At 70.6% G+C, this 25,650-nt stretch carries 22 protein-coding genes; 13 read left to right on the top strand and 9 right to left on the bottom strand.

The features are described from left to right. Positions 1–95 precede the first annotated feature (95 nt). The 9 genes from ABZ208_RS20735 (at position 96) to ABZ208_RS20695 (ending at position 9,914) form a co-directional block, all read left to right on the top strand. On the top strand, positions 96–1,379 hold the full coding sequence (locus ABZ208_RS20735) for a phosphatase PAP2 family protein (RefSeq protein WP_356910928.1): 1,284 nt from the start codon (positions 96–98) through the stop codon (positions 1,377–1,379). 190 nt (positions 1,380–1,569) lie between these two features. Further along, the gene (locus ABZ208_RS20730) at positions 1,570–2,400 is read left to right on the top strand and encodes a hypothetical protein (protein WP_356911003.1); all 831 of its coding nucleotides are present in this window, start codon (positions 1,570–1,572) and stop codon (positions 2,398–2,400) included. Positions 2,401–2,736: 336 nt separating this feature from the next. Beyond that, positions 2,737–3,945, top strand: coding sequence for an enoyl-[acyl-carrier-protein] reductase FabV (gene fabV, locus ABZ208_RS20725; RefSeq protein ID WP_356910927.1), 1,209 nt, complete (start codon positions 2,737–2,739; stop codon positions 3,943–3,945). A gap of 498 nt (positions 3,946–4,443) precedes the next feature. Further along, the gene (gene argC / locus ABZ208_RS20720; protein WP_356910926.1) at positions 4,444–5,472 is read left to right on the top strand and encodes an N-acetyl-gamma-glutamyl-phosphate reductase; all 1,029 of its coding nucleotides are present in this window, start codon (positions 4,444–4,446) and stop codon (positions 5,470–5,472) included. Between the two features lie 118 nt (positions 5,473–5,590). Beyond that, entirely contained in the window at positions 5,591–6,742 is a 1,152-nt protein-coding gene (argJ, locus tag ABZ208_RS20715; protein WP_356910925.1) for a bifunctional glutamate N-acetyltransferase/amino-acid acetyltransferase ArgJ, read from the top strand. Continuing rightward, on the top strand, positions 6,739–7,641 hold the full coding sequence (argB, locus tag ABZ208_RS20710; RefSeq protein ID WP_356910924.1) for an acetylglutamate kinase: 903 nt from the start codon (positions 6,739–6,741) through the stop codon (positions 7,639–7,641). Before argJ ends, argB begins: the two co-directional genes overlap by 4 nt. Continuing rightward, positions 7,641–8,849, top strand: coding sequence for an acetylornithine transaminase (locus ABZ208_RS20705; protein WP_356910923.1), 1,209 nt, complete (start codon positions 7,641–7,643; stop codon positions 8,847–8,849). The genes argB and ABZ208_RS20705 overlap by 1 nt, the downstream gene beginning before the upstream one ends. 7 nt (positions 8,850–8,856) lie before the next feature. Next, a complete protein-coding gene (locus ABZ208_RS20700; RefSeq protein ID WP_328402695.1) occupies positions 8,857–9,393 on the top strand; it encodes an arginine repressor in 537 nt (178 codons plus the stop codon). Positions 9,394–9,776: 383 nt separating this feature from the next. Beyond that, positions 9,777–9,914, top strand: a complete 138-nt coding sequence (locus ABZ208_RS20695) for a hypothetical protein (protein WP_356910922.1) — start codon at positions 9,777–9,779, stop codon at positions 9,912–9,914. Positions 9,915–10,100: 186 nt separating this feature from the next. Here ABZ208_RS20695 and ABZ208_RS20690 read toward each other — a convergent pair whose 3' ends face one another. The 6 genes from ABZ208_RS20690 to ABZ208_RS20665 all read right to left on the bottom strand — a co-directional run bounded on the left by ABZ208_RS20690 (position 10,101) and on the right by ABZ208_RS20665 (position 16,092). Continuing rightward, entirely contained in the window at positions 10,101–10,835 is a 735-nt protein-coding gene (locus ABZ208_RS20690) for an FAD:protein FMN transferase (RefSeq protein ID WP_356911002.1), read from the bottom strand. Between the two features lie 38 nt (positions 10,836–10,873). Continuing rightward, positions 10,874–11,749, bottom strand: coding sequence for an FMN-binding protein (locus ABZ208_RS20685; RefSeq protein WP_356910921.1), 876 nt, complete (start codon positions 11,747–11,749; stop codon positions 10,874–10,876). A 39-nt stretch (positions 11,750–11,788) separates the two neighbouring features. Beyond that, positions 11,789–13,156 (bottom strand): ferredoxin reductase family protein, encoded by a 1,368-nt coding sequence (locus ABZ208_RS20680; protein WP_356910920.1) that lies wholly within the window; start codon positions 13,154–13,156, stop codon positions 11,789–11,791. 108 nt (positions 13,157–13,264) lie between these two features. Then, the gene (locus tag ABZ208_RS20675; protein ID WP_356910919.1) at positions 13,265–13,978 is read right to left on the bottom strand and encodes a L,D-transpeptidase family protein; all 714 of its coding nucleotides are present in this window, start codon (positions 13,976–13,978) and stop codon (positions 13,265–13,267) included. A 91-nt stretch (positions 13,979–14,069) separates the two neighbouring features. Further along, positions 14,070–14,657: a pyridoxamine 5'-phosphate oxidase family protein gene (locus tag ABZ208_RS20670; RefSeq protein WP_356910918.1), complete on the bottom strand. Its 588-nt coding sequence runs from the start codon at positions 14,655–14,657 to the stop codon at positions 14,070–14,072. Positions 14,658–14,697: 40 nt separating this feature from the next. Continuing rightward, entirely contained in the window at positions 14,698–16,092 is a 1,395-nt protein-coding gene (locus tag ABZ208_RS20665) for a HEAT repeat domain-containing protein (protein WP_356910917.1), read from the bottom strand. Positions 16,093–16,231: 139 nt separating this feature from the next. Here ABZ208_RS20665 and ABZ208_RS20660 point away from each other — a divergent pair, with 139 nt between their 5' ends. Continuing rightward, positions 16,232–17,425 (top strand): argininosuccinate synthase, encoded by a 1,194-nt coding sequence (locus tag ABZ208_RS20660; protein ID WP_356910916.1) that lies wholly within the window; start codon positions 16,232–16,234, stop codon positions 17,423–17,425. 108 nt (positions 17,426–17,533) lie between these two features. After that, the gene (argH, locus tag ABZ208_RS20655) at positions 17,534–18,961 is read left to right on the top strand and encodes an argininosuccinate lyase (protein WP_356910915.1); all 1,428 of its coding nucleotides are present in this window, start codon (positions 17,534–17,536) and stop codon (positions 18,959–18,961) included. A 132-nt stretch (positions 18,962–19,093) separates the two neighbouring features. On the opposite strand, the gene helR is transcribed toward argH, so the two are convergent. Together helR and ABZ208_RS20645 are read right to left on the bottom strand one after the other, a co-directional pair. Continuing rightward, positions 19,094–21,244 (bottom strand): RNA polymerase recycling motor ATPase HelR, encoded by a 2,151-nt coding sequence (helR, locus tag ABZ208_RS20650; protein ID WP_356910914.1) that lies wholly within the window; start codon positions 21,242–21,244, stop codon positions 19,094–19,096. Positions 21,245–21,434: 190 nt separating this feature from the next. Then, positions 21,435–22,676, bottom strand: coding sequence for a glycosyltransferase (locus ABZ208_RS20645; protein WP_356910913.1), 1,242 nt, complete (start codon positions 22,674–22,676; stop codon positions 21,435–21,437). A gap of 447 nt (positions 22,677–23,123) precedes the next feature. On the opposite strand from ABZ208_RS20645, the gene ABZ208_RS20640 reads away from it, so the two are divergent. Continuing rightward, a complete protein-coding gene (locus ABZ208_RS20640) occupies positions 23,124–23,576 on the top strand; it encodes a hypothetical protein (protein ID WP_356910912.1) in 453 nt (150 codons plus the stop codon). Positions 23,577–23,642: 66 nt separating this feature from the next. Here ABZ208_RS20640 and ABZ208_RS20635 read toward each other — a convergent pair whose 3' ends face one another. Continuing rightward, positions 23,643–24,167, bottom strand: a complete 525-nt coding sequence (locus tag ABZ208_RS20635) for a hypothetical protein (protein ID WP_356910911.1) — start codon at positions 24,165–24,167, stop codon at positions 23,643–23,645. Positions 24,168–24,282: 115 nt separating this feature from the next. On the opposite strand from ABZ208_RS20635, the gene ABZ208_RS20630 reads away from it, so the two are divergent. Continuing rightward, positions 24,283–25,623, top strand: a complete 1,341-nt coding sequence (locus tag ABZ208_RS20630; RefSeq protein WP_356910910.1) for a BTAD domain-containing putative transcriptional regulator — start codon at positions 24,283–24,285, stop codon at positions 25,621–25,623. Positions 25,624–25,650: the final 27 nt, after the last annotated feature.

Genomic DNA, 25,650 nt, shown 5'->3' with positions numbered 1-25,650 from the left:
ACAAATCGGCTGAAAAATTGACATCTAGGGTAACGCGGGTGTTTTCGCGAATAGGCGGCAGAATTAGGTTGGCCGGGTGGCGTCAACCACGCGTCATGCTGTGGGTCGCGGTGAGTGCGGTGGCCCTCGGATTCCTCATTGCACTGGAGATTGCCGCGCGTCGGTACGGCGTGTCGGGGCCGATCACCACCCAGGCGCGAGAGGTGATCTTCGCTCCCCAATCGGGGACGGTGTTGTACGCCAGTATGGCGTTGATGATGGTGGTGCTCACCTGGCGGCAGCGATTCATCGCGGTCGGCGCCGCGATCGGCATCGACGGCGTCTTCTGGCTCGTGCGGTGGGCGGTCGACGCCAAGATGATGGTCGGCAACGGCGCGTTGTGGGTGACTCTGGCCTGTGCCGTCATCGCCGTCACGCGCCGCACCGGCCGGGACCGTGCCCTGCTGCTGAAAGGCGTCGGACTGGCCCTGCTGCTGGTGGCCGGCCGTAAGACCGGCTACACCTGGCTGCTGATCACGTCGAAGACCCGCCCGACGGTGCTCGACCAGTACGTGGCAACCGCCGATCACGCGCTGGGTGACCCGTCGTGGATGGTAGGCCGGATCGTCGCGGCCACCGGCAATGTCGGCGCCCACGTTCTCGACTGGGTCTACGTTCAGCTCGCGGTGGCCGCGGTCATCGTCGCGCTGTACCAGCTGCGCAACGTGGCGGTCGAGCGCCGCTTCCCGGGCCATCATCTGGTGCGCACCTTTCTGGTCATCGGCCTGCTCGGGCCGGGTATTTACATGATCTACCCGGTGGTCGGACCGGTCTTCGCCTACGGCGCCGACGGGGGGCAGTGGGCGATGGCCAACCTGTGGCCGGACACACCGCCGCCGATCGGTACCCCGCGCCCGATGCCCTTCGACGAGATCACCCCGCGCAACTGCATGCCCAGCCTGCACACGGCGTGGGCCACCGCGATCTTCATTCATTCCCGCAAGGGCCCGCGGGCTCTGCAATTCCTGGGCGCGTTCTGGCTGGTCGCCACGCTCGGCGCAACGCTGGGCTTCGGCTACCACTACGGCGCGGACATCGTCGCCGGCGTGGTGTTCACGCTCACGATCGAAGCGGCGCTGCGCTCGCTCGACCGCGGCTGGGACCGGGCGGGAATCCAACTGGTCGTCTACGGCGCCGCGGTCTTCGCTGCGCTCTTGGCGTCGTATCGCTATCTGTCGGTGGAGATGGCCGGACATCCGTGGGTGTTCGGGCCGCTGCTCATTCTGGCGATGACCTCGGTGATCTACGGCTACGTACGGACCACCAAGCTGTGGGAACGGAAGGCCGCGTCGGCGCATCTGCCGGAACCGCGACGCGAACCGCAGCCCGAACTGGTCTGAGTCATGTTGCAGCGGGTCCTGGGCTGAGCGCCTTCCGGGTGGGGCCGGGAGGCGCTCAACGAGAGGGCGCTGTGACCTCCGCCTTCAGCTTCGCGGCCTTGTGACTGAGTGCCGAAGTCGGCCCCCGGCCGGTCAGATGCGCGCTCAGTGGTCGGTGCCGATCCGCAGCGTCCCATACGGTCGGTCCGTGATGATCAAATTGGGCGAGCCGCGCAGGCTCGGCGTCCCGGCCCCGGAGGCGCGGCTGCGCTTCGAGGCGGAGCAGCGGGAGGCCCGGGGCGGGCCGGGGCGCAGATTGCTCGTGGTCGACGGGGAACCCACCTTCGAACTCAGCTTCTGGTGCGGAACGTGCCCGTTGCTGTTCCGCCGGCTGGAGACCGCCAGGCAGAAGTTGTCGCTGGAGAGCGTGCAGGAGCGGCTCACCGGCGCACTGGCCGATCCGGACGACGGCGGCGTGATCGATGCGTTCCGTACATTGCTGCCGGAGGGCGAGTACCTTCCGGTGCTGCTCCGCGTGGAGCCCCGTCTGGTTGTCCCCGGCCAGGAAGGCGACTACTTCAGCGGCGAGCAGGTGGCCACGTGGGGGCTCGACCAGTTCTGGGGCCTCCCGGAATACCCGCACACGCCGTACTACCGGACCTTCGAGACCGCAGTCGACGCCTCCGCTCACCTCTATGAGTTCGTCGTGCCCATGGTTCCCCCGGCGTGGAACGCGAGGGAGCGTGTCGAGGAGTACGTCGAACTCATGGGCCGGGGAACGGTCCCGACGGCTGTGGCGGTCTCCACACTGGATGTGTGTGAACCCGCCGTCGGCCTGCCGGCCGACCACTACCAGCACTGGGGCCTGACGCACTTCCTCCTCGACGGCCACCACAAACTGGAGGCTGCGGCCACAGCCGGCAGCCCGGTGCAGCTCCTTTCGCTCCTGGCCCTGGGCGAGGGCCTGGCCGAATCTGAAGACTGTGCCCGGCTGCCTGCCCTGCGCACTCAGCCCCGCTCGGCCCGAGCGACCGGTATCTGAACCGGCACCGAGGAGGCTTTCGAGGATCTGGTCGGCGATCTTGTGTCATCCGTAGGGCCACGGATTGATGTGACGCGTGCGCAACTCGCCGACGCTGAACAGAGGTTCACCGCGACCTTCCTGCCGGTCGGCAGGTCCGGTCCTGTTCCGCGGGGTAGGACCTTGGGTGCCGTCGGCTGTCCCGGCCGGAGCTAGTGGGAATCCTCCAAGCCCGGCTGGACATCGTTGTGCCGGTCAAGATCACCGTGTTCTTCCGCACGGCCGCAGACTTGCAGGGCGGGGTGGCCGAGGCGGCCGCCGCGTCCTTGCCCGTGACGAGACCTGGGACACCACACCGTGAGCGAACGCGTCATTGCGCCCAAGAGCCGGGGCTTCCTGTTCCTCGACTCCCATCCTGGCGGCTGCCGACAGCTGGTGGACGAGATGTGGCAGGCCGTCCCCGCCCCCCTCACCGCCGGGGGCGACGGGCCGGTGGCCCTGGTCGTCGGCTCGTCCGCCGGGTATGGCCTGGCCGCTACGATCGCGGGCCTGGCCCGTGTCGGTATCCGTGGCATCGGTGTGTGCTTCGAGAAGGCGCCCGCGCGGCGCACCGGCACGGCAGGCTGGTATCGCACCGCCGCCACCGCCCGGCTCGCCCAACAGCACGGGCGGGACATGGTCTTCCTCAATGGCGATGCGTTCGGTGACGCGATGAAGGAGCAGGTTGCCGACCTCCTCGCCGAGCGGTTCGGGGGGCGGCTCGACTTCCTGATCTACTCGGTGGCCGCGCCTCGCCGCACCGACCCGGACATCGGCACCGTGTATGCCTCGGTCCTCAAGCCGGTCGGCTCGCCGTACACCACCAAGACTCTCGTCTTCGACGAGTACGGTGCCCCGGAGGTCAGGGAGGTCACCATCGCGCCGGCCGAGGGCGACGACATCGAGCAGACCGTGGCGGTGATGGGCGGCACCGACTGGGAACGGTGGATCACGTTCCTGGCCGACCGGTCCCTGCTCGCCGACGGCTTCGCCACCGCCGCCCTGTCCTACATCGGTTCGCCACTCACTGCGGCGATCTACCGGCAGGGCACCATCGGCGCCGCAAAGTCCCATCTGGAAGCCACCGCACGTACGTTGGACGAGCGCCTCGGCAAGACCGTGGGCGGCCGGGCCGTGACCTCGGTCAACGCCGCTGCCGTCACCCAGTCCTCCACCGCCGTCCCCGGCATCGCCCTGTACGTCGGGCTGCTGCGCGGCGTCCTCGGCGACGCCATGGTGGCCCCGATCGGTCAACTGGTGGAGCTGTGGGACCAACTGACCGGCGCCCGGCCCCTCGACCTCGACGACGAGGGCCGGGTCCGCCTCGACACCTGGGAACTTGCCCCCGCCGTGCAGAACGCCGTCGCCGAACGCTGGAGCACCGCCACCAGTGACACCATCCCGGAACTCGCCGACCTCGACTGGTTCAGCGACGAAGTCCGCCGCCTCTACGGCTTCTCTGTCCCCGGCGTCGACTACACCGCCCCCGTCGAGACCGACGTCCCCTGGCCCGCTCTCACCATCTGACCCGCGCCACGAACGCCCCCGACCGCGTCGTAAAAGGTCGCGGCGCCGGCCCTGGTGTCCTGGGCCGTTGATGCGGCGGCAGTGACTGGCGAGGCTGTCGAGAATCTGCCCGGCGGTCTTGTGCCCTACGTAGGGGCGGGGGCCGGTGTCCCGGTCCTTGATCCAGGCGCGGATGTCGCGTTCGAGGGCGGGGACGGAGCCGTGGACGCTGCGCCGGAGTTTCTTGCAGGTGAGCGCGGCGAACCACCGCTCGACCAGGTTGAGCCAGGACGAGCTCCACAGCGGCACCCCCCGACCGGCAACAGGGCCACGCTTCGGAACTGATCACCACGCGGCGTTACGGGACCAAGAACGGCGTTACGGGACCAAGATCCGCCACGGGCGCGCTCGCCCGTCAACCAAGCGTCTCGGTCACAGCGGCCTCGCCGAGACGGTCGGCGGCGTGATTGCATAGATCTGCATGGTTGCGTATAGTCATGCCATCGAGGAGGAGGTCCGATGACGGTACGAGCAGCAGTGGCAGGGGCCAGCGGCTACGCGGGCGGGGAATTGCTCCGGCTGCTCCTCGCCCACCCCCAGGTCGAGATCGGCGCCCTGACCGGTGGCTCCAACGCGGGCCGCCTGCTCGGCGGTCTCCAGCCCCATCTGCTCCCGCTCGCCGGACGGGTGCTCGAGCCGACCACCCCCGAGGCACTCGCGGGCCATGACGTCGTCTTCCTCGCCCTGCCGCACGGCCAATCCGCCGCGGTCGCGGAGCAGCTCGGCGACGACGTCCTCGTCATCGACATGGGCGCCGACTTCCGGCTGAAGGACGCGGGTGACTGGGAGCGGTTCTACGGCTCCCCGCACGCCGGTACCTGGCCGTACGGCCTCCCCGAACTGCCGGGTGCCCGCAGCGCGCTGGAGGGGTCCAAGCGCATCGCGGTCCCCGGCTGTTACCCCACCGCCGTCTCGCTCGCGCTCTTTCCGGCGTACGCGGCCGGACTCGCCGAGGCCGAGGCCGTGATCACCGCCGCGTCCGGCACCTCGGGTGCCGGCAAGGCGCTCAAGCCGCATCTGCTCGGGTCCGAGGTGATGGGCTCCATGACTCCGTACGGCGTCGGCGGAGGTCACCGGCACACCCCCGAGATGATCCAGAACCTGAGCGCGGCCGCGGGGGAGCCGGTCACCGTGTCCTTCACGCCCACGCTCGCGCCCATGGCCCGCGGCATCCTCGCCACCTGCTCCGCCAAGGCGAAGCCGGGCACGACGGCCGCGGACGTGAGGGCCGCGTACGAGAAGGCGCTGGCGGACGAGGCGTTCGTCCACCTCCTGCCCGAGGGACAGTGGCCGGCGACCGCGTCCGTCTACGGATCGAACGCCGTGCAGATCCAGGTCGCCCACGACGAGGCCGCCGGTCGCATCATCGCGATCAGCGCCATCGACAACCTCACCAAGGGCACCGCCGGCGGCGCGGTGCAGAGCATGAACATCGCCCTCGGGTTCGCCGAGAGCGCAGGTCTTCCCATGACCGGTGTTGCCCCGTGAGCGACGCGCGCGCAGCCACCGGTCCGCAGTCGATGACGATGCCCACATCCCGGAGCCGCGCGGGCGGAGACGGGGGCACCTCCCAGGCGTCAGCTCCGGGAGAGAACGGAGAAGCACAGTGAGCGTGACCGCAGCGAAAGGATTCACCGCGGCCGGCATCGCTGCCGGGATCAAGGAGAGCGGGAATCCGGACCTGGCCCTCGTGGTCAACAACGGGCCCCGTCGCGCCGCCGCGGGCGTGTTCACCTCCAACCGCGTCAAGGCCGCGCCCGTCCTGTGGTCGGAGCAGGTCCTCAAGGGCGGCGAGGTGACCGCCGTGGTCCTCAACTCCGGTGGCGCCAACGCCTGTACCGGGCCCAAGGGCTTCCAGGACACCCACGCCACCGCCGAGAAGGTCGCCGATGTGCTGGGCCACAGCGCCGGCGAGGTCGCGGTCGCGTCCACCGGCCTGATCGGCGTCCTGCTGCCGATGGACAAGCTTCTGCCGGGCATCGAGAAGGCGTCCGCCCAGCTCAGCGAGCACGGCGGCGAGAAGGCCGCCATCGCCATCAAGACCACCGACACGGTCCACAAGACCGCCGTCGCCACAGGGGACGGCTGGACCGTCGGCGGCATGGCCAAGGGCGCCGGCATGCTCGCCCCCGGCCTCGCCACCATGCTCGTCGTCCTCACCACCGACGCCGACCTCGAACCGGCCACCCTCGACAAGGCGCTGCGGGACGCCACCCGGACGACCTTCGACCGGGTGGACTCGGACGGATGCATGTCCACCAACGACACCGTGCTGCTGCTGGCCTCCGGAGCGAGCGAGATCACGCCGCGGTACGAGGAGTTCGCCCAGGCCGTGCGGACCGTGTGCGACGACCTGGCCCGGCAGCTGATCGGTGACGCCGAGGGCGCGAGCAAGGACATCCGTATCGAGGTGATCAACGCCGCGACCGAGGACGACGCCGTCGAGGTGGGCCGCTCCATCGCCCGCAACAACCTCCTCAAGTGCGCCATCCACGGTGAGGACCCCAACTGGGGCCGAGTGCTCTCCGCCATCGGCACCACCCAGGCCGTCTTCGACCCCGACCAGCTCAATGTCGCCATCAACGGCATCTGGGTCTGCAAGAACGGCAGCGTCGGCGAGGACCGGGAGCTGGTCGACATGCGCTACCGCGAGGTGAAGATCACCGCCGACCTGGCCGCCGGGTCCGAGTCCGCCGTCATCTGGGCCAACGACCTCACCGCCGACTACGTCCACGAGAACAGCGCCTACAGCTCATGACGAACACGACGCGGAAGCACACCGCGCTGCCCAAGGCCGAGATCCTGATCGAGGCGCTGCCCTGGCTGACCCGTCATCACGGCAAGACCGTCGTCATCAAGTTCGGCGGCAATGCCATGATCGACGAGGAGCTGAACGCCGCCTTCGCGCAGGACGTCGTTTTTCTGCGCCATGCCGGCCTCAAGCCCGTCGTGGTGCACGGCGGCGGCCCGCAGATCAGCGCCCAGCTCGACCGGCACGGGCTGGTGAGCGAGTTCAAGGCAGGATTGCGGGTCACCACACCCGAAGCCATGGATGTCGTACGCATGGTGCTGGCCGGCCAGGTCCAGCGCGAGCTCGTCGGCCTGCTCAACCAGCACGGCCCCTTCGCCGTCGGTATGACCGGCGAGGACGCCCACACCATCACCGCCACCAAGCACCAGCCGCAGATCGACGGCGAGCTGGTCGACATCGGCCGGGTCGGCGAGATCACCGAGATCGACACGGGCGCCATCGAGGCGCTGCTCACCGACGGACGTATCCCGGTCATCTCCTCGATCGCCCGCTCACAGGACGACGGACATGTCTACAACGTCAATGCTGATACGGCTGCTGCGGCACTCGCTGCGGCGCTGGGCGCGGAGACCCTCATGGTCCTCACCGATGTCGAGGGCCTCTACGAGGACTGGCCGAACAGCGACGAAGTGATCAGCCGGCTCACCGCCACGCAACTCGAGAAGCTGCTGCCCGACCTCTCCAGCGGCATGGTCCCCAAGATGGAGGGCTGCCTGTTCGCCGTACGCAACGGGGTCAACACCGCCCGCGTGATCGACGGCCGGGTCCAGCACTCGATCCTGCTGGAGATCTTCACCGACGAGGGCATCGGCACGATGGTCGTGCCGGACGGACAGGGGGACTGATGAGCGGCAACGAGGAACTCACGCAGCGCTGGCAGGGCGTGATGACGGACAACTACGGCACGCCGAAACTGTCCCTCGTCCGTGGTGAGGGCGCCAGGGTCTGGGACGCGGAAGGCACCGAGTACACCGACTTCGTCGGCGGCATCGCCGTGAACGCGCTCGGCCACGCCCACCCCGCCGTCGTCGAGGCCGTCACCCGCCAGATCGCCTCCCTCGGCCATGTCTCCAACCTGTACGTCGCCGAGCCGCCCGTCGCGCTCGCCGAGCGGTTGATCCAGCTGTTCGGCCGCCCCGGCCGCGTCTTCTTCGCCAACTCGGGCGCCGAGGCCAACGAAGCCGCCTTCAAGATCGGCCGGCTGACGGGCCGTACGCACATGGTCGCCACCGCCGGTGGCTTCCACGGCCGCACCATGGGCGCCCTCGCGCTCACCGGCCAGCCCGCCAAGCAGCAGCCGTTCCTGCCGCTGCCGGCCCAGGTCACGCACGTCCCCTACGGCGATGCCGAGGCGCTGCGGGCCGCCGTCACCGAGGAGACGGCGCTGGTGATCATCGAGCCTATCCAGGGCGAGAACGGCGTGGTCGTCCCGCCCAAGGGCTATCTGGAGGCGGCCCGGGAGATCACCCGGGCCACCGGCACCCTGCTGGTCCTCGACGAGGTGCAGACCGGCATCGGCCGCTGCGGCCACTGGTTCGAACACCAGGCGCACCAGGGCGTCGAGCCCGATGTCGTCACCCTCGCCAAGGGACTCGGCGGCGGTCTTCCCATCGGCGCCACCGTGGTCTTCGGCGAGGCCGCCGAGCTGCTGAAGCCCGGTCAGCACGGCACCACGTTCGGCGGCAACCCCGTGGCCTGTGCCGCCGGTCTCGCCGTCATCGACACCCTTGCCACCGACGGCCTGCTCGACGAGGTCAAGCGGCTCGGCGAGAAACTGCGCGACGGAATCGAGGGTCTGGGACACCCGCTGGTCTCCCATGTCCGTGGCAGTGGTCTGCTGCTGGGTATCGTGCTCACCGGGCCGCACGCACCCCAGGTGCAGCAGGCGGCCCAGGATGCCGGCTTCCTGGTGAACGCCCCCGCGCCCGATGTCGTACGGCTCATGCCCGCGCTGACGATCGGGGACGCGGAGGTGGATGCGTTCCTCGGGGCGCTTCCAGGCATCCTCCAGACGAGCAGTGCGAGCGACGGCGAAGGGCGACCCGGAGAATGAGACGACGATGACCGAGGGCCAGGACACCGAGCACAGCGGCCCGGCCGTACCGCAGACGCGCACGGCTCGCCACCGCCGGATCGTGGACATCCTCAACCGGCAGCCGGTGCGCTCCCAGAGCCAGCTGGCGAAGCTCCTCGCGGACAACGGGCTGAACGTCACCCAGGCGACGCTCTCCCGCGACCTCGACGAGCTGGGTGCGGTGAAGATCCGCAACACCGGCGGCGAGCTGATCTACGCGGTACCCAGTGAGGGCGGCTTCCGCACCCCGCAGGCCCCGCTCGGTGAGTCGGCCAAGGAGGAGCGCATGCGGCGCCTCTCCGGTGAACTGCTGATCTCCGCGGAGGCCTCGGCGAATCTCGTGGTCCTGCGTACGCCGCCGGGCGCGGCCCAGTTCCTGGCCTCGGCCATCGACCAGGCCGAACTCCACGACATCCTCGGCACGATCGCGGGCGACGACACGCTGATGCTGATCAGCCGTGATCCCCAGGGCGGACAGGCGCTCGCGGACCATCTGCTGCGCCTGGCCCAGAACGACCGCTGACAGGGCACCCCGGCCGGGGCCGGCGGGGCCTGCCCCGCCCTGCGGCTGTCCGCGTGCGGAACAGTTCCTCCGCCTCGGGCCGGACGGTCCGGGGCGGGTGACCGCACGGGACGGCGGGCGGGTCGTCGGGTCCGTCAGGACGGAGAGTGGCCGACGCGTCGACGGGCGGGGCCGTCGGGTCCGAGGGGTCGTGCGACCGCCGTGCCGCCGGAACGGTCCGCGGCGGCAGGCCAACGAAACCGGGTGGTCGTCGCAAGGTCAAGGCCGGCCGCCGGGCCGGGCCGTCGGGTCCGACGGGCCGTGCGACCGCCGTGCCGCCGGAACGGTCCGCGGCGGCAGGCCAACGAAACCGGGTGGTCGTCGCAAGGTCAAGGCCGGCCGCCATGCAGCAAGAGCTCGGATCGGCCGAACTCAAGCCGGCGGTCGCCTGTCCCGAGGCTGCCCTCTTCGCCTCGCTCCTGCTGCCGCACGTGGTCGATCCCGGGCGCGTGAGCACTTCGCGCCGCACACGCCACGGGTGACCCGGCGCGTGCGGCCAAGGCCCGACCGTCCTCAGCGGCCGGGCGGTCCAGCGGCAGGCTGCCCCTCGGGGCTGTCGGGCGCCGCGGGCTGAGCACGCGGTCCGCCCGCCGGGCCCGAACAAACCGGCGCAGTCGGGGTTCACGACAGGGTGGTCATCAGGCCGGACGGGCGACAGCGTCCCCGCCTCATGCCGCCAGCTTCGCCGTATGGCGGGCGAACCCGCTGGTCTGCCACGTGCTGCCGTCGGCCGTGACCGCGAAGCCCTCCGTGTCGGGCAGCTCCTCCAGCCATGCGCGGGCCCGGTCGCCCATCGCATACGCGGCCGTCGCGCGGACGTCCGCCCGGGTGAGCCCGGGGCAGACGACGGTCATTGAGGCGATGCCGGCGGCCGGTGGCCGCCCGGTGTGCGGGTCGAGGATGTGGCAGCCGCGCTCAGCAGGACCCGATGTGGCCACGGCCAGACTCCGGTGAGCCTCGATCACCGTTGCCAGTCCTCCGGGACGCAGAGGGTCGGAGACTCCCACGCGCCAAGGGCCGCCGTACAGCTGGATGTCCCCGCCGCCGTTCAGGCAGACCGCATCCGCGCCGGAGGAGGCGAGCATGCGCACCGCGCGCTGCACGGCCCAGCCCTTGACCAGGCCGGTCGGGTCGAGACCGCCCGCGTACCGGGTGGTGAACCATCCTTCGCTCTCGGCCTCGGCCTCCTCGCATCCCTGGAGCACCTCGGCCATCTCCGGGACGCAGTCGCCGAGTGAGAGTTCGCCCCGGGACAGCCGGCTCAGCTGGCTGTCCTCGCGATACGTCGAGAAGGTCTCGTCGGCGTGGTGCAGGCTCCCCACGGCGGCGGCGAGTGCGGCCTGTACCCGTGAGGTGTCGCTCTCGGCGGCGACGCGGACGTCGAACGAGAACACCGTGCCCATCGAGTGCTCGACATGGCGCAGCCGCGCCCCGTCGGCCTTCACAGACCTGCCTTGTCGATGGCGCTCTGCAGGGACTTGATGTAGCCCTCGCTCGTGTAGCTGGCGCCGGAGACGGCGTCGATCTGTGCGCTCTGCGCGGCGACGGCGGCCTGGTTGAGCTCGGGCACGGCCCTGGCGGCGATCTTCCGGCTGTTGGCGTCCGAGTCGGGTGCCTTGACGGCGTCGGCCGCGGTGATCCTGCCGCCGCTGACGGTGATCCGCACCTGGACATCGCCGTACTGGGTGCTCGCCACAGCGCCGACAACCGTCTTGGGCGCCGCGGGCTCCGAGCCCCCGACCCCGCCGGTGCCCGAGGCATCTCCGGACCCGGCGTCGGCGTCGCCCGTGCCGGACCCGGCCCCTGACCCGCCGGTGCCGGCCCCTGCGTCCGGTCCGGGCAATGCGGCCCCTGCGCCGGCTCCCTCCCCGGAGCTGTTCTCCTCCGCCCCCGCCGCCTCGGCCTTGTCGATGGCGCTCTGCAGGGACTTGATGTAGCCCTGGCTCGTGTACGTGGCGCCGGAGACGGCGTCGATCTGTGCGCTCTGCGCGGCGACGACGGCCTGGTTGAGTTTGGGTACGGCGCTGGCGGCGATCTTCCGGCTGTTGGCGTCCGAGCCGGGAGCCTTCACGGCCGTGGCCGCGGTGATCCTGCCGTCGCTCAGGGTCAGCTGGACCTGTACCGGCCCGTACTGGGTCTCGGCCACGTCCCCCAGTACCGTCTGACCGCCGGCTGCCTCCAGCCCGCTCCCCGCGGACGCCGAAGCGGCCGGCGGCACGCCGCCGGCCTGCGACGAGGAGCCGGCCACCGAGGTGCCCGGCTGCTTCAGTGCGAGCAGCAGGACGACGGCCGACGTGGTGCCTGCGATGCCGATCATGATCCGGCGCAGCGGATGTTTCCTCTTCAAGGGACGGCCTCACATCTCGAACGACTCGTGGTGGATACGGCGGGAGGGCACGCCCGCCGCGCGCAGTGCGTTGTACGACTCCTCGGCCAGACCGGGCGGCCCGCAGAGGTAGACGTCGTGCTGATCGATGTCGGGCAGCACCTGTGTGAGGCGCTCGGTCGTGATCTCGGGCCGCGCCCCGTCCGGCCCGTTCACGGCGTACATCAGCCGCGCGCTGCGGGCGTCCGCGATCTCCCGCAGTTCGCTCCACAGCGCCAGATCCTGGGTCTTGCCGGCCCGGTAGAGCAGGGTCAGATCCCCGGGACCGCCGGGCAGCGTCTCGAACAGCGCCCGCAGTGGCGTGATGCCGGCTCCGCCGGCGATCAGCAGCACCTTGTTCCGGCTCCGCCGGCCGGCGGTCATCGCGCCGTACGGACCCTCCGCCCAGACCCGCGTCCCGGGCTGAAGTTCGGACAGGGCCGTGCTGTGCTTGCCGACGGCCTTGACGGTGATACGCAGCAGATCAGGGCGGGGAGGGGCGGACAGGGAGTACGGATTGGCGCTCCAGCGCAGGCCCTTGGTGAGGAACCGCCAGCGGAAGAACTGGCCCGCCTGGGCACCGAGCCGGTGCAGCCGCCGCCCGCTGATCAGCACGGAGACCACGCCAGGCGCCTCGTCCACCACGGACTCGACCCGCATCCGGTGCCTGAGGTTCAGCCGCACGGGCGCCAGGACCCGGTACCAGACGAGCAGCGCACCGACCGCCGCGTACAGGACGTACCAGACCGTTCGCGCAGTCGGGTTCGCCACGAACTCGGCGCCGGTGGCCAACTGGTGCCAGAAGGTCAGGTACACCGCGGCGTAGGTGAGCAGATGGAGGTAGTACCAGGTCTCGTAGTGCATCCGGCGGCGTATCGCGCCGGCCGAGACGAAGCCGACCACCAGCAGCAGTGTCGTGCCGATCGCCGCCTTGATCATTTCCGGGAAGTCGAGGACGACGGTGACCGTCTGCTCGACGACACCGGTACGGGCCTGAACGGCATAGCCCCAGACGGTCAGGACGACATGCGCGATGACGAGGCTGATCGCATACCGGCCGCTCATCGCGTGCCAGCGGGTCGCCCGGTCGGAACCCACGCCCCGTTCCAGCGCGGGCACGCGCGCCATCTGCAGCACCACGAGCGCGATCATGTACCCGCCGAGCAGGCCGGTGATCCGGCCCGCCCCGATCAGCCACTCGGCGGTGTTCATCCCGACCACGGCCGTGTTCTGCCACCACAGCCACAGCACTGCCGCCGCGCCCGCCCAGGCAAGGCCCAGCAGCATCACTGCCGGGTTGCGCCTGGGCCGGATCGCGCGCATGGTCTGGCGCCTGGCGGCCCGACCGCTCTGAATCATCGCCACCGCTGCTCCTCGGCTGTTCCGTATCGCTCAGGTGGATACGGAGACGAGCCTCCAGGAGTTCAATCTGTGTGGCGCTCGTGTCAGCTGTGGGCCGGCTGTGCGTCAGTAGCGGGTGATGGCCGTGGGTCCGGAGGCCGTTCCGATCGCGATGTGCGGATGGCGGAACCTGTCGGCCCAGGCCAGGATCTTCACCATGGCCGATTCCGGTACGGACACACAACCGGCCGTCGCACCCCGCCCGTTGACATGCAGGAAGATGCCGGCACCCCGGCCGCGCACAGGACGGTCGTAGTTGAAGCCGATGACGAGGGCGTGGGCGTACTGCGTGGTGTACGACACCAGGTGCTCCGACTCGGTGCCCCGGCAGTCCCTGGGCAGGCCTTCCACCCAGCGGTTGTACGTACGGGCCGCGTTGTCCTGGCACCACCAGGAGCGCTCGGTGACCTTGCGGTACCGGTAGTCGGTGCCGACGGGCGCCGGTTTGATCCCGAACGCGTACGGCATGCCGAACAGCCCGGTCGGTGTCGTGGAGGTGCCCTGCTTGCGGCTGTCGCCCTCGACCAGGCCGTTCGCACCGAAGCGGGCGTCCGTCGAACCGGCGGCCACCCACTGCCCGTCCGGACGGCGGTCCCACCAGGTGACCTTCCCGGTCGTGGACCCGGGGCCCGGGGCCTCGGCGGTAATCAGCTGGCTGCCGCCGCCGGTGTCCGCCATACGGGCGGGCAGGGGCGCGGGAACGGGGTCGGGCGCGGCCGCGACGGAACCCGAGGCGAGCAGGAACAGCAGCACGATGCCAAGTGCAGGACGGAGGCGCATGGTTCACGATGCTAAGCCCCGCCGCGGTTTGCCCACCTCCCGGGCTGCGCCGCTCGGGTGCAGGATCGCGGGGCGGGCGGGGGAGTGCGCTTCAGTCGGTGCGGGCGGGCAGCGGCAGCGGGAGGGCGGGGAGCCCGTCCAGACTCACGGCCACATGCTCCTTCTTCTCGCAGTACGCCGCGAACTCCTCGTCCGTCTTGCGGCCGAAGTGCTCGGCATGCTGGGTGCGTTCCTCGCGGTAGTCCATGAACGGCACGGCGAAACCGCAGGCGTCGCTGATCCGCACGGCGCGGACGACGATGATCGCGCGGGCGCTCGGGCCGTCGACCTCCTCGAAGTGACCGATCCACTCGGACCAACGAGGGTCGTCCCGGAAGATCGCCTCGCCGCGACCGTGCACCCTCAGCACCTTCGGCGGCCCGGCGAACGCGCACCACATCAGTGTGATGCGCCCGTTGCCCTCCTCGCGCACATGGGCGATGGTCTCGGCCCCGCTGCCGCCGAAGTCGATGTAGGCCAGCGTCGAGGCGTCCACGACGACGAGCGTCCCGCTGCGCCCCTTCGGCGAGAGATTGATGTGTCCGTCTCCGGACAGCGGCGCGGTGGCCGTGAAGAAGACCGGCTGCTGCTCGATGAATTCGCGGATCCGGCCCTCTATGCGTTCATACGTCTTCCCCATGGCTGCATTATCGGCCCCGTCCGGCCGCCCGGCCGGGCGTTCACGCGCTGAGGCCGACACGGCTCCGCATTCCGCTCATCACGTAGTCGCTGAACAAATGGGTGCACTGCCGGAGCAACCCGTCCACGGCGGCGTCGCCCCGCGGAACTTCGTCCAGCCAGCGCCGCTGCTGCACGGCGGATTCGGCGCACCGGCGCAGCCGGGGGTCGGTGTCGGCCAACAACGCCACTGCCGCGCTCAGTTCACTCAGTCCGCCCTGCGCCTTCAGCAGCCGGAAGGCGGCCCGGCGTGTGTGCGTGGGGCGCCACGCGGAGAGCCGGTCGCCGAGCCAGTTTGCCGGCAGGCGGCGTGCGTGCGGCAGCAGCGCCCAGGTCACCTCACGTGCCACCGCCGCCGACGGGTCGTCCAGCAGCGGACGCAGTGCCTCGACAGGTGTGGAGTCCAGCTGCCGAAGTCCTCCGACGGCCTGGGCACGTACTCCGGCGACCGGGTGGGTCAGGAGGGGCCGCAACAGTGCCGCGTCCTCGCGGTGCCCGCACTCGGCGAGCCCCGACACTGCGAAGGGCTCCACGGTGGCAGGGTCCGTGCACAGCTCCACGTACTGCGGGCGCGGGTCCCCGCCGTTCTGGTGCACGACCCAGCGTGCGCAGGCGCGTACCAGTGCGGCCCGGTCGGTGAGGTGTGCGACCGCCTCCCGTGCCCGTCCCGCCCGCCGTAGTGCGGTAACCCCGGCGGAACGTACGAGCGGAGCCCTGGCACCGAGCAGGATGTCGACGGCCTCGTCGTCCACTGCATCGGCGGCCATCGCCGCGAGAGCGGCGTCCGACCACAGTCGCCACAGGACCGGGTCCAGGTCGTCGACGGCACGCCGCGCCAGCTCCGGGGCGCCGAGCAGCCCGTGGTCGACGGTGATGCGGGCGGCGAGCCGCCGCGTCGCGGTGTCCGTGCTGTCGCGCAGCCGGGGAAGCGCCGGGTACGGAGACGTCCGCAGCGTTTCCACGAACAACTCCCGCGCCCACGTTCCCTGCTCGCGCCGGCCCACCCGCAGCACCAGGGGAGTCAGTAGGCACAGCGTGTGCTCCGGCGCGGACTCCAGCGCCTCCGCGAGCATCCGGCGTGCGCGCCTCCGTACGGGTTCGGCCCAGTCGGCGCAGCGGATCACCACGAGAGGCAGCAGCGCAGGGGTGTCCGGCTTCTCTGCGAGGGCGGCCTCCCGGATCCGCCCGTCGGGGTGGCACAGCGCGGTCTCGGGCCGGGCCCTGATCCGGGCGGCCAGGTCGCGGCGGTGCCAGGACACGCTGCGGACCCCCTGGTCCAGGGCTGTCCAGGCGGCGGGGTTGGTCCAGTCGAGGACGTCACTCGCCCGGGCGCCCCGAAGCAGGTGCAGCGCTGCCTCCTGCCCCGCTCTCGCGTCCCATGTCGTCCCTGCGTCCATGCGCTCCCCCACGACTCGTCATTCGGGACCCTAGGTCCGCAGGGTCACGCCTCACCAGCGCATTTCCTGTGTGCATTGACAAAACATACGGTGGATTGCATAGTTATACCCATCACCGAATGCACCGAAGGAGAAACCAGTGACCGAGCGCGTCGTACTCGCCTACTCGGGCGGTCTGGACACCTCCGTCGCCATCGGCTGGATCGCCGAGGAGACGGGCGCCGAGGTCATCGCCGTTGCCGTGGACGTCGGCCAGGGCGGCGAGGACCTGGACGTCATCCGCAAGCGCGCGCTCGCCTGCGGTGCGGTGGAGGCGGAGGTCGCCGACGCCAAGGACGAGTTCGCCGAGGAGTACTGCCTTCCGGCGATCAAGGCCAACGCCCTCTACATGGACCGCTACCCGCTGGTCTCCGCCCTCTCCCGGCCCACCATCGTCAAGCACCTCGTGGCCGCCGCGAAGAAGCACGACGCCTCGGTCGTGGCCCACGGCTGCACCGGCAAGGGCAACGACCAGGTGCGGTTCGAGGCCGGCATCGTCGCCCTCGCCCCCGAGCTGAAGTGCATCGCCCCGGTCCGTGACTACGCCATGACGCGGGACAAGGCGATCGCGTTCTGCGAGGAGAAGCAGCTCCCGATCGCCACCAGCAAGAAGTCGCCGTACTCCATCGACCAGAACGTCTTCGGAAGGGCCGTCGAGACCGGCTTCCTGGAGGACATCTGGAACGCGCCGATCGAGGACATCTACGAGTACACCTCGAACCCGGCCACCCCCCGCGAGGCGGACGAGGTCGTCATCTCCTTCAAGGAGGGCGTCCCGGTCGCCATCGACGGCAAGCCTGTCACCGTCCTTCAGGCGATCCAGCAGCTCAACGAGCGGGCCGGCGCCCAGGGGATCGGCCGGATCGACATGGTCGAGGACCGGCTCGTCGGCATCAAGTCCCGTGAGGTCTACGAGGCCCCGGGCGCGATCGCGCTGATCACCGCCCACCAGGAGCTGGAGAACGTCACCGTCGAGCGCGAGCTCGCCCGCTACAAGCGGCAGGTCGAGCAGCGCTGGGGCGAGCTGGTCTACGACGGCCTGTGGTTCTCCCCGCTCAAGCGGGCCCTGGACGGCTTCATCGACGAGGCCAACCAGCACGTCACCGGCGACATCCGGATGACCCTGCACGGTGGCCGCGCGGTCGTCACCGGCCGGAAGTCGGACTCCTCGCTGTACGACTTCAACCTGGCGACCTACGACTCGGGCGACACGTTCGACCAGTCCAAGGCGCAGGGCTTCATCGAGATCTTCGGCCTGTCCCAGAAGATCGCCGCCAAGCGGGACCTGGCGTAACAGCCGGCCCCGCAACCGCCTCCTCACCGCTACGGTGAGGTGGAGGTCCCCCCAGGCCCGCGGGGCCCGGGGGAGGTCGCACATCACCCGTCTTGAGGAGCAGAGCAAGTGAGCAGCAACAGCGGTGACGTACGGCTCTGGGGCGGCCGTTTCGCGGACGGTCCCGCCGAGGCGCTGGCGAAGCTGTCCGCGTCGGTCCACTTCGACTGGCGTCTCGCGCCGTACGACATCGCCGGGTCCCGCGCCCACGCGCGGGTGCTGCACAAGGCGGGCCTGCTGACCGAGGACGAGCTGACGCGCATGCTCGCCGGCCTCGACCGGCTCGAAGCCGATGTCGCCGACGGCTCCTTCGTGGGCACCATCGCCGACGAGGACGTCCACACCGCACTCGAGCGCGGCCTGCTCGAGCGGCTCGGCCCCGACCTCGGCGGCAAGCTGCGCGCCGGCCGGTCCCGCAACGACCAGGTCGCCACGCTCTTCCGGATGTATCTGCGCGACCACGCCCGGATCATCGGTGGCCTGATCGCCGAGCTGCAGGACGCCCTCGTCGGCCTCGCCGAGACCCACCCGGACGTCGCCATGCCGGGTCGCACGCACCTCCAGCACGCCCAGCCGGTGCTGTTCGCCCACCACGTCCTGGCTCATGTCCAGTCGCTGTCCCGGGACGCCGAGCGGCTGCGGCAGTGGGACGAGCGGACGGCGGTCTCCCCGTACGGCTCCGGCGCGCTGGCCGGCTCCTCGCTCGGCCTCGACCCGGAGGCGGTGGCCCGTGACCTCGGCTTCGAGCACGGCTCCGTCGGCAACTCCATCGACGGCACGGCCTCTCGTGACTTCGTCGCCGAGTTCGCCTTCGTCACCGCGATGATCGGTGTGAACCTCTCCCGGATCGCCGAGGAGATCATCATCTGGAACACGAAGGAGTTCTCCTTCGTGACCCTGCACGACGCCTTCTCCACCGGCTCGTCGATCATGCCGCAGAAGAAGAACCCGGACATCGCCGAGCTCGCGCGCGGCAAGTCCGGCCGCCTCATCGGCAACCTGACCGGCCTGCTCGCCACGCTGAAGGCGCTCCCGCTCGCGTACAACCGCGACCTTCAGGAGGACAAGGAGCCGGTCTTCGACTCCTGCGACCAACTCGAGGTGCTGCTCCCGGCGTTCACCGGGATGATGGCGACCCTCACGGTCAACCGGGAGCGGATGGAGGAGCTCGCCCCGGCCGGCTTCTCGCTCGCCACCGACATCGCCGAATGGCTGGTCAAGCAGGGAGTGCCGTTCCGGGTCGCGCACGAGGTCGCCGGCGAGTGCGTCAAGGAGTGCGAGCAGCACGGCATCGAGCTGGACCAGCTCACCGACGAACAGTTCGCGAAGATCTCCGAGCACCTGACGCCCGAGGTGCGCACCGTGCTCGACGTCCCCGGCGCGCTCGCCTCGCGCAACGGGCGTGGCGGCACGGCCCCGTCCGCCGTCGTCGTCCAGCTCGCCGAGATCAAGGCGGACCTGGCGGTCCAGCACGCGTGGGCGACCGCGAAGAACTGACCCCCGACGGACCGGTCGAGACTCGGCTGCCGCCGTTGTGCCCGCGCCGCGGTGCACGACGGCGGCAACCCGGCCGAACAGTGCCTGGTGAGCCACCGACCCGGCCGGGAGCGGGCGTTCGTCCGGCCGGCGTCAGGAGCTCGTGAGGATGACGAGTTGCCGGGTCGCTCGGGTCATCGCGACATAGCGGTCGACCGCTCCTTCGATGCCGTTGCCGAACGCCTCGGGGTCGATGAGGACGACCAGGTCGAACTCGAGTCCCTTCGACAGCTCCGGGGTCAGCGACCGGACGCGGGACGTCGTCCGGAATGCGGGATCGCCGATGACACAGGCGATCCCGTCGGCATGTGCGGCGAGCCACGTGTCGAGGATCGAGCTCAGATCCGAAGCAGACCCGTGCAGCACGGGGACGCCGCCGCTGCGGATGGAGGTCGGCACGTTGGCGTCCGGGAGCACCGCCCGGATGACCGGCTCGGCTTCCGCCATGATTTCCTCCGGCGTCCGGTAGTTGACGCTCAGGGAGGCCAGGTTGATCCGGTCGAGCCCGATCCGCTCGAGCCGTTCCTGCCACGACTCCGTGAACCCGTGCCTGGCCTGGGCTCGGTCCCCGACGATGGTGAAGCTCCGGGACGGGCAGCGGAGCAGCAGCATCTGCCACTCCGCGTCGGTCAGTTCCTGAGCCTCGTCCACGACGATGTGCGCGAACGGGCCGGCGAGCAGGTCCGGTTCGGTGCCGGGCGGTGCGGTCTCGTCGACCAGCGTGTCCCGCAGGTCCTGTCCGCGCAGCATCGTCACCGCGCCTTCACCGTCGGCATCGGCCTCGAGCACGTTGTCGATGACGCCGGCCATGCGCTCGCGTTCGGCGGTGACAGAGGCCTCGTGCCGACGCTTGCGCAGTGATGCCTCCGGGTCGCCGAGCCGCTGCCGTGCTGCGTCCAGGAGCGGCAGGTCGGACACCGTCCAGGCCTGGGCATTTCCGCGCTGCAGCTTCGACACGTCATCGCGGCTGAGCCAGGGAGCGCACTTCCGCAGGTAGGCGGGGACCGACCACAGGTCTCCGACGAGGTCAGCCGCTTCGAGCAGCGGCCACGCGCGGTTGAGGGCCGAGAGCAGCTCCCTGTTCTGCAGCAGCGACTTGCGCAGCAGGTCGGGCGAGATGTCGTCGCCCTCGTGCTTGTCCACCAGGATCGTGAGCAGCTCCTCCCAGATCTGGTCGCGCGCCTCGTTGTGCGGAGTACCGGGTTCTGCTGCTTCGAACGCCACGGCCCAGTCGTCGGCGCTCAGCCAGATGTCGGACCAGTGGGTCGTGACCGTCATCCCCTTGGCGGGCGGCTCCTCGTAGAACCTGACGGCCGTCTCGATCGCCTTCACCATGGTCGCGGACGACTTCAGGAGGGCCACGTGCGGGTCGGCCTCGATCGTCGCTTCGACTCCCTCGGCGACGAGGTCCCGCAGGGTGCAGGTCTGCACGCCCTCCTCTCCGAGGCTGGGGAGGACGTCGGAGACGTAGGCCAGGTAGGGCCGGTGGGGACCGACGAACAGCACGCCGCCCCGGCGGTGACCGAGACGGGGGTCGGAGTGGAGGAGGTAGGCGGAGCGGTGCAGAGCGACGACGGTCTTCCCCGTACCCGGACCGCCGTCGACGACGAGAGCGCCGCGGGATCCCGCGCGGATGATGGCGTCCTGGTCGGCCTGGATGGTGCCGAGCACGTCTCGCATCCGTGCCGACCGGTTACTGCCCAGGCTGGCGATGAAGGCGGACTGGTCGTCGAGCGCGGCGTGCCCGGCAAACCCGTCCGCGGTGAACACCTCGTCCCAGTAGTCGCTGATCCGGCCGCGGGTCCAGCGATACCTGCGGCGGCTTGCCAGACCCATCGGGTTGGCGTGGGTGGCTCCGAAGAACGGCTCAGCCGCGGGGGAGCGCCAGTCGAGCAGCAGCCGTCGACCCGTACTGTCCGTGAGGCCGAGTCGTCCGACGTAGACAGGCTCGGGGTTGTCGGCGCCGACCATGTGTCCGAGGCACAGGTCCAGACCGAAGCGACGCAGTGCTCGCAGGCGAGCGGTCAGCCGGTGGACCTCCATGTCCCGGTCCATCGCCTGCCGGCCAAGGCCGCCGGGCGCCCTGCGCGCGGCATCGAGGTGATCGGACAGCTCGGCGATCGACTGCTCGAGGCACTCCGCGATGGCCGCGAAGTGCTGCTCGTCGCCGCCGGTCAGCGTCGGGTCGGCCTTGGGAGAGAGGTGGTCGGGAAGGTCGAACGCGCTGGTGGTCAGGGGGTTCACTTCTAAAGCTCCGATCTGAGGCCGCTTGCAGCCATTGCGCGCAGTAAGGCGTCTGACCCGGCGTGAGGGACCAGGTGGCCATGACGAGCAACGCTCCGCCTGACGTGGACCCCATGGCCGTTGTCGGTTCAGGTCGCCAGGGTTCGCGGGTTCTTGCGTTACGGGTCCTGGCTCGACGATCCCGTGTGGTTCACACGGACATGGGCGGCCTGTCTCGGCTGATCGCGTCGAGCAGCCGTTTCGCGGCCACGGTTGCTCCGTCGGTGCGGATCGTGCCGGCCACGTCGGTCGCTCGTGCACGGGTCTCGGGGGTCAGGGCCGTCTTGAGCGCGGCCGACAGGGACTCGAAGGTCGGGGTGGGGCCGTCGTGTGCCGCGCCGATGCCCAGGTCGGCCACCCGGGCGGCCCAGTACGGCTGGTCCGCCCCCTGGGGTACCACCACCTGAGGCGCGCCGGCCCGGGTGGCGGTCGCCGTGGTGCCCGCGCCGCCGTGGTGTACGACGGCGGCCGCCCGGCGGAACAGTGCCTGTTGGTTGACCTCGCCGACGGCGAAGCAGTCGTCCTGGTCGTCGATCAGGGCCAGGTCGGCCCAGCCGCCGGCCACGACCGCGCGGCGGCCCTGCGCCCGGATCGCCTCGACGGCCACCCGGGCGACGTCCTTCGGGGTGCTCAGGGGGGTGCTGCCGAAGCCCACGTACACCGGTGGTGTGCCGGCGTCCAGGAATGCCACCAACTCGGCCGGGAGCGGGCGTTCGTCGGGCAGGACCCACGTGCCGGTCTGGGCGACATCGAGGTCTGGCGTCTCCTGCCACGGGTCCAGGGCCGGGTCCGTCGCCAGCCACGGCTGGTCGGTGAAAGCGTAGTCGCGGATGCTGTCCACCGGTGGCAGGCCGATCGACGCCCGCTGGGTGTTGAGCATCTCGCCGAACATCGCGGTCGCGATCTGGGCGTCCAGGTCCCACAGTGCCCGGTTGTCGGTCATGTCCGGTGGCAACGGCCGGCCCCGCCGCGCGGGCGGGCGGCGGTGCGGCGACGGCAGGCTGACCGGCTGGTGGCTTACGTGTATGTAGCGGATGCCCAGTTTCTCGGCCACAGACCGCGCGCCTGACGTGGCCGGCAATGGGCCGGTCGCCACCAGCGCATCGCATCCCTCGGCCGCCGCGGCGACCGTGCCGAACTGCGCGGCCATCAACTCGGCCGCACGCTGCGCCAGGCCCACCGCCGACCCCGGCGTCACCGTGGTCACCAGCGGGCGCACCGGCCGGCCGGTCGGCACCATCTCCACGCCGACCTCGGCCAGGCGCTTCGTGAACTCCTCATCCGGCGGCGCGCACACCCGCACCTCCGCGCCGAGTTCCCGCAACCGCACCGCGAGTCCCGCTATCGGTTCGACGCTTCCGCGCGACCCGTACGTCGACAACACCACACGCATTTCGCGACTCTCACTTCCGCAGGTTCTGGCTTCGGTCGGCGATTCTGCGGTACGACCCGGGTCTTGCCGCAAGCCCCCCAGTGCGCTATAAGTTAAGAGTGGCAAGGAGTGGGTACTCTCCTTGCCTTTTGTCGTCCGGGCAGAAGAACAACCTCCTCGCGAAGCGACAACGCCCCGTGTACGCCCACGCCGTCGGCCTCATCCGGATCCGTCGCGGCAACTGCCTTGAGGCCTTTGGGTGACAACGGCTGGGCTCATTGCACTGTTCCTGCGTCTGGTTGTGGTGAGCGTGAGCGCGAGCCGACTTCCGGAATCCTTTTCCCGTAACGGGGTTCGCGCTCCGAGGCGTCGCGCAGGGTCCACAGGGCGTGCAGGATTCCGAGGTCATGGGGACCCTGCCCGGCGTCCGGCATCCGCGCCGTCGTCCGCAGCGGCCCCCTGGCACGGGTGACGGCAGCATCAGTGATCTCCTGCTCGGCCGAGGGGATGCTGGTCGCGTGCAGTCCGCTGCTCGCGGCGGCGGCCTTCGGCGAACCGGAGCACGGCGCGCTACTGCTCTCCGGCATCGCCCTGCCGGCGCTCGCGGCCAACGCCCTGTACGCCCGCCGTCCCCAACTGCTGCGCCCCGACGACGTCACCACGGCAGGCGCGGTCGTGCTGTGCGCAGCCTGGTGTCCGGCGGCCACCGTGCATCCGGTGCTGCTCGTGCCGGCGGTCCTGCCGGCGGGAATCGGTGAAGGCCCCCGCCTGACCGCTCTGTTCGCGGTGCGCCACCACGAAGCGCCGGAGCGGCTGCGCGCCCAGGTCTTCACCACGGGCGCGAGCCTCAAGCTCACCGGATTCGCGGTCGGCGCGGGCATCGCCGGGCCGCCGCCCGCTCGCTGCCTTCGGCGATGCTGACTGCCGCAGCGCTGGAACTGCTCGCCGCGCTGACTTCCCGAGCCACCGGGCGTGGCCAGGGCCGCCTCAGTCGATCTGCTCGCAGATGTCGGTGCGCGAACCATGCGCCATGGTCACGGTCTTGTACCCGGTCGGGCTGATGTCCATCGTGTACGCGCCGTCGATGATGTAGAGGCTGCGCGGCAGGTTCCCGCGCCCCTCGCCGACGCCCACCAGCACGGGACCGAGCACGGTCCAGAACTGGGAGCCGTCGGTGCCGTGGTCGACGAGCGCCGAGCCGCTCGCGTCGGCGTCGTAGAAGTCACCGGTGTCGGTGTTCGTGACCCTGATGACCAGGTCGCCCTTGTACGCGACCAGTTTCGCCGAGCCGTCCGGATGAGTGGAGAGCACGCGCTGCACCACCTCGTCCACGATCGGCTCACCGTGCACGGGGAAATCGCAGCGCACGCCCGCAGCGACGTCCCACGGCGTCGACGGCGCGGGTTCCCAGCCCGCATCGCTGCCGGCCGATGCCGATGCCGATGCCGAAGCCGGAGCGGCGCCGAGGGCCGCGGCGGCAAGTGCCGTGAGAGCAACAACAGTTCGTCGCACGATGTCTCCCTGAAGAGAGGGGTGATGTGTCGGCCCGAGCCTCTCCGGGTCCCCTGACCACAGACTCACCACGGCTGGGACCGGCCCGCCCCGCCCGGTTAGGCTCGCCGCAGCCATGGAGTTCCAGCTGCTCGGACCTTTCGAGGCCCGCCACGACGGACAGCGGGTCCTGGTGGGCAGCCGCCGCCAGGAGCGCTGTCTGCTGTCGATCCTTCTGCTGCACGCGGGCCGCGTGGTGACCACCGCGCGCCTCATCGACCTCCTGTGGGACGGGGATGCGCCGGCCGCCGCCAGGGGAACGGTCCACACCTACATCGGCCGCCTGCGTGCCGCCCTGGCCCCGTACGGCCTCGAGGTCGAGACCCGGCACGACGGCTACAGCGTCGGGCCCGGCACCCACGAGATCGACGCCCGCGAGTTCAGCAGCCTTGTCCAGCAGGCCGCCGCGGCGGGCGACCGGGCGCACCGTGTGCGCCTCTACGACCTGGCGCTCGGTCTGTGGCGCGGCCCACTGCTCGCCGATGTTGCCGACGGGCCCCTGCGTGACCGGCTCGGCGGCCCGCTCGAGGAGCTGCGGCTGTCCGCGTTCGAGCAGCGCGCCGATGCGCAGCTCAGCCTGGGGCTGCACGACCGCGTCGTGGCGGATCTGACGTCGCTGGTCCCGCTCCACCCCGAGCGCGAACGACTGGTCGCGGTCCAGATGACCGCGCTGTACCGCAGCGGCCGACAGGCCGATGCCCTGCAGTTGTACCGCCGCACGCGCCAGGCGCTCGTGGGCGGACTCGGCATCGAGCCCGGCCCGGAACTGGCGACCCTGCACGACCGCATTCTGCGCGCGGATCCGGGGCTGATCCTGCCGTCCGTGCCCGTCCACGCGGTACGGGTGGGCGACGAGTGGCTGCCCTGGATCACCAGCGGGCATCCCGCGCTGGAGTTCTGCAACACGTACGCCGGCTGGGGCGGCCCGAAGAGACCCGGCTCGGATTGGCTGCGCCGTTACGCCACGCTCGCCGTGTGGGCCGGCCATCACGGTCTGGCGGAGGAATGGGTGGTTGCAGGGCTGCTCAGGCAGGCGGCCGAGCACCCTACCGAGGCCGCTGCCGTGCTGGAGCGGGCCCGGGAATTCCGCAGTCGGCTGTACACCTGTCTGACCGACCCGGACGATGTCCGGGCCTTCGCAGCGGTGGCCTCTGTCGCCGAGGACGCCGCCGGCTCCGCTGTGTTCACCCGGGGCGAGGACGGCCTCGGCCGCTGGCGGACCACCCCCTCCGCCGGCCTGCTGCTGCCCCTGTGGTGCGTCGCCCGCAGCGCCGCGGATCTGCTGGCAGACCCGAGGCGCTTCACGGTCCGTGCCTGCCCCGGCCCGGAGTGCGGGTGGCTGTTCCTCGACGAGAGCGGACGCCGCCGGTGGTGCAGCCTGAGAATCTGCGGCAACAGTGGGACACTCATGCATTGAATGAGACATCAGTGTCTCACATGAGGT

Origin of the sequence: Streptomyces sp. NPDC006208, assembly GCF_040613775.1 — a bacterium.
In the GTDB taxonomy this organism is placed as follows: Bacteria; Actinomycetota; Actinomycetes; order Streptomycetales; family Streptomycetaceae; genus Streptomyces.
The sequence above is the reverse complement of the archived record's forward strand: the minus strand, read 5'-3'. Positions and strand labels throughout refer to the sequence as shown.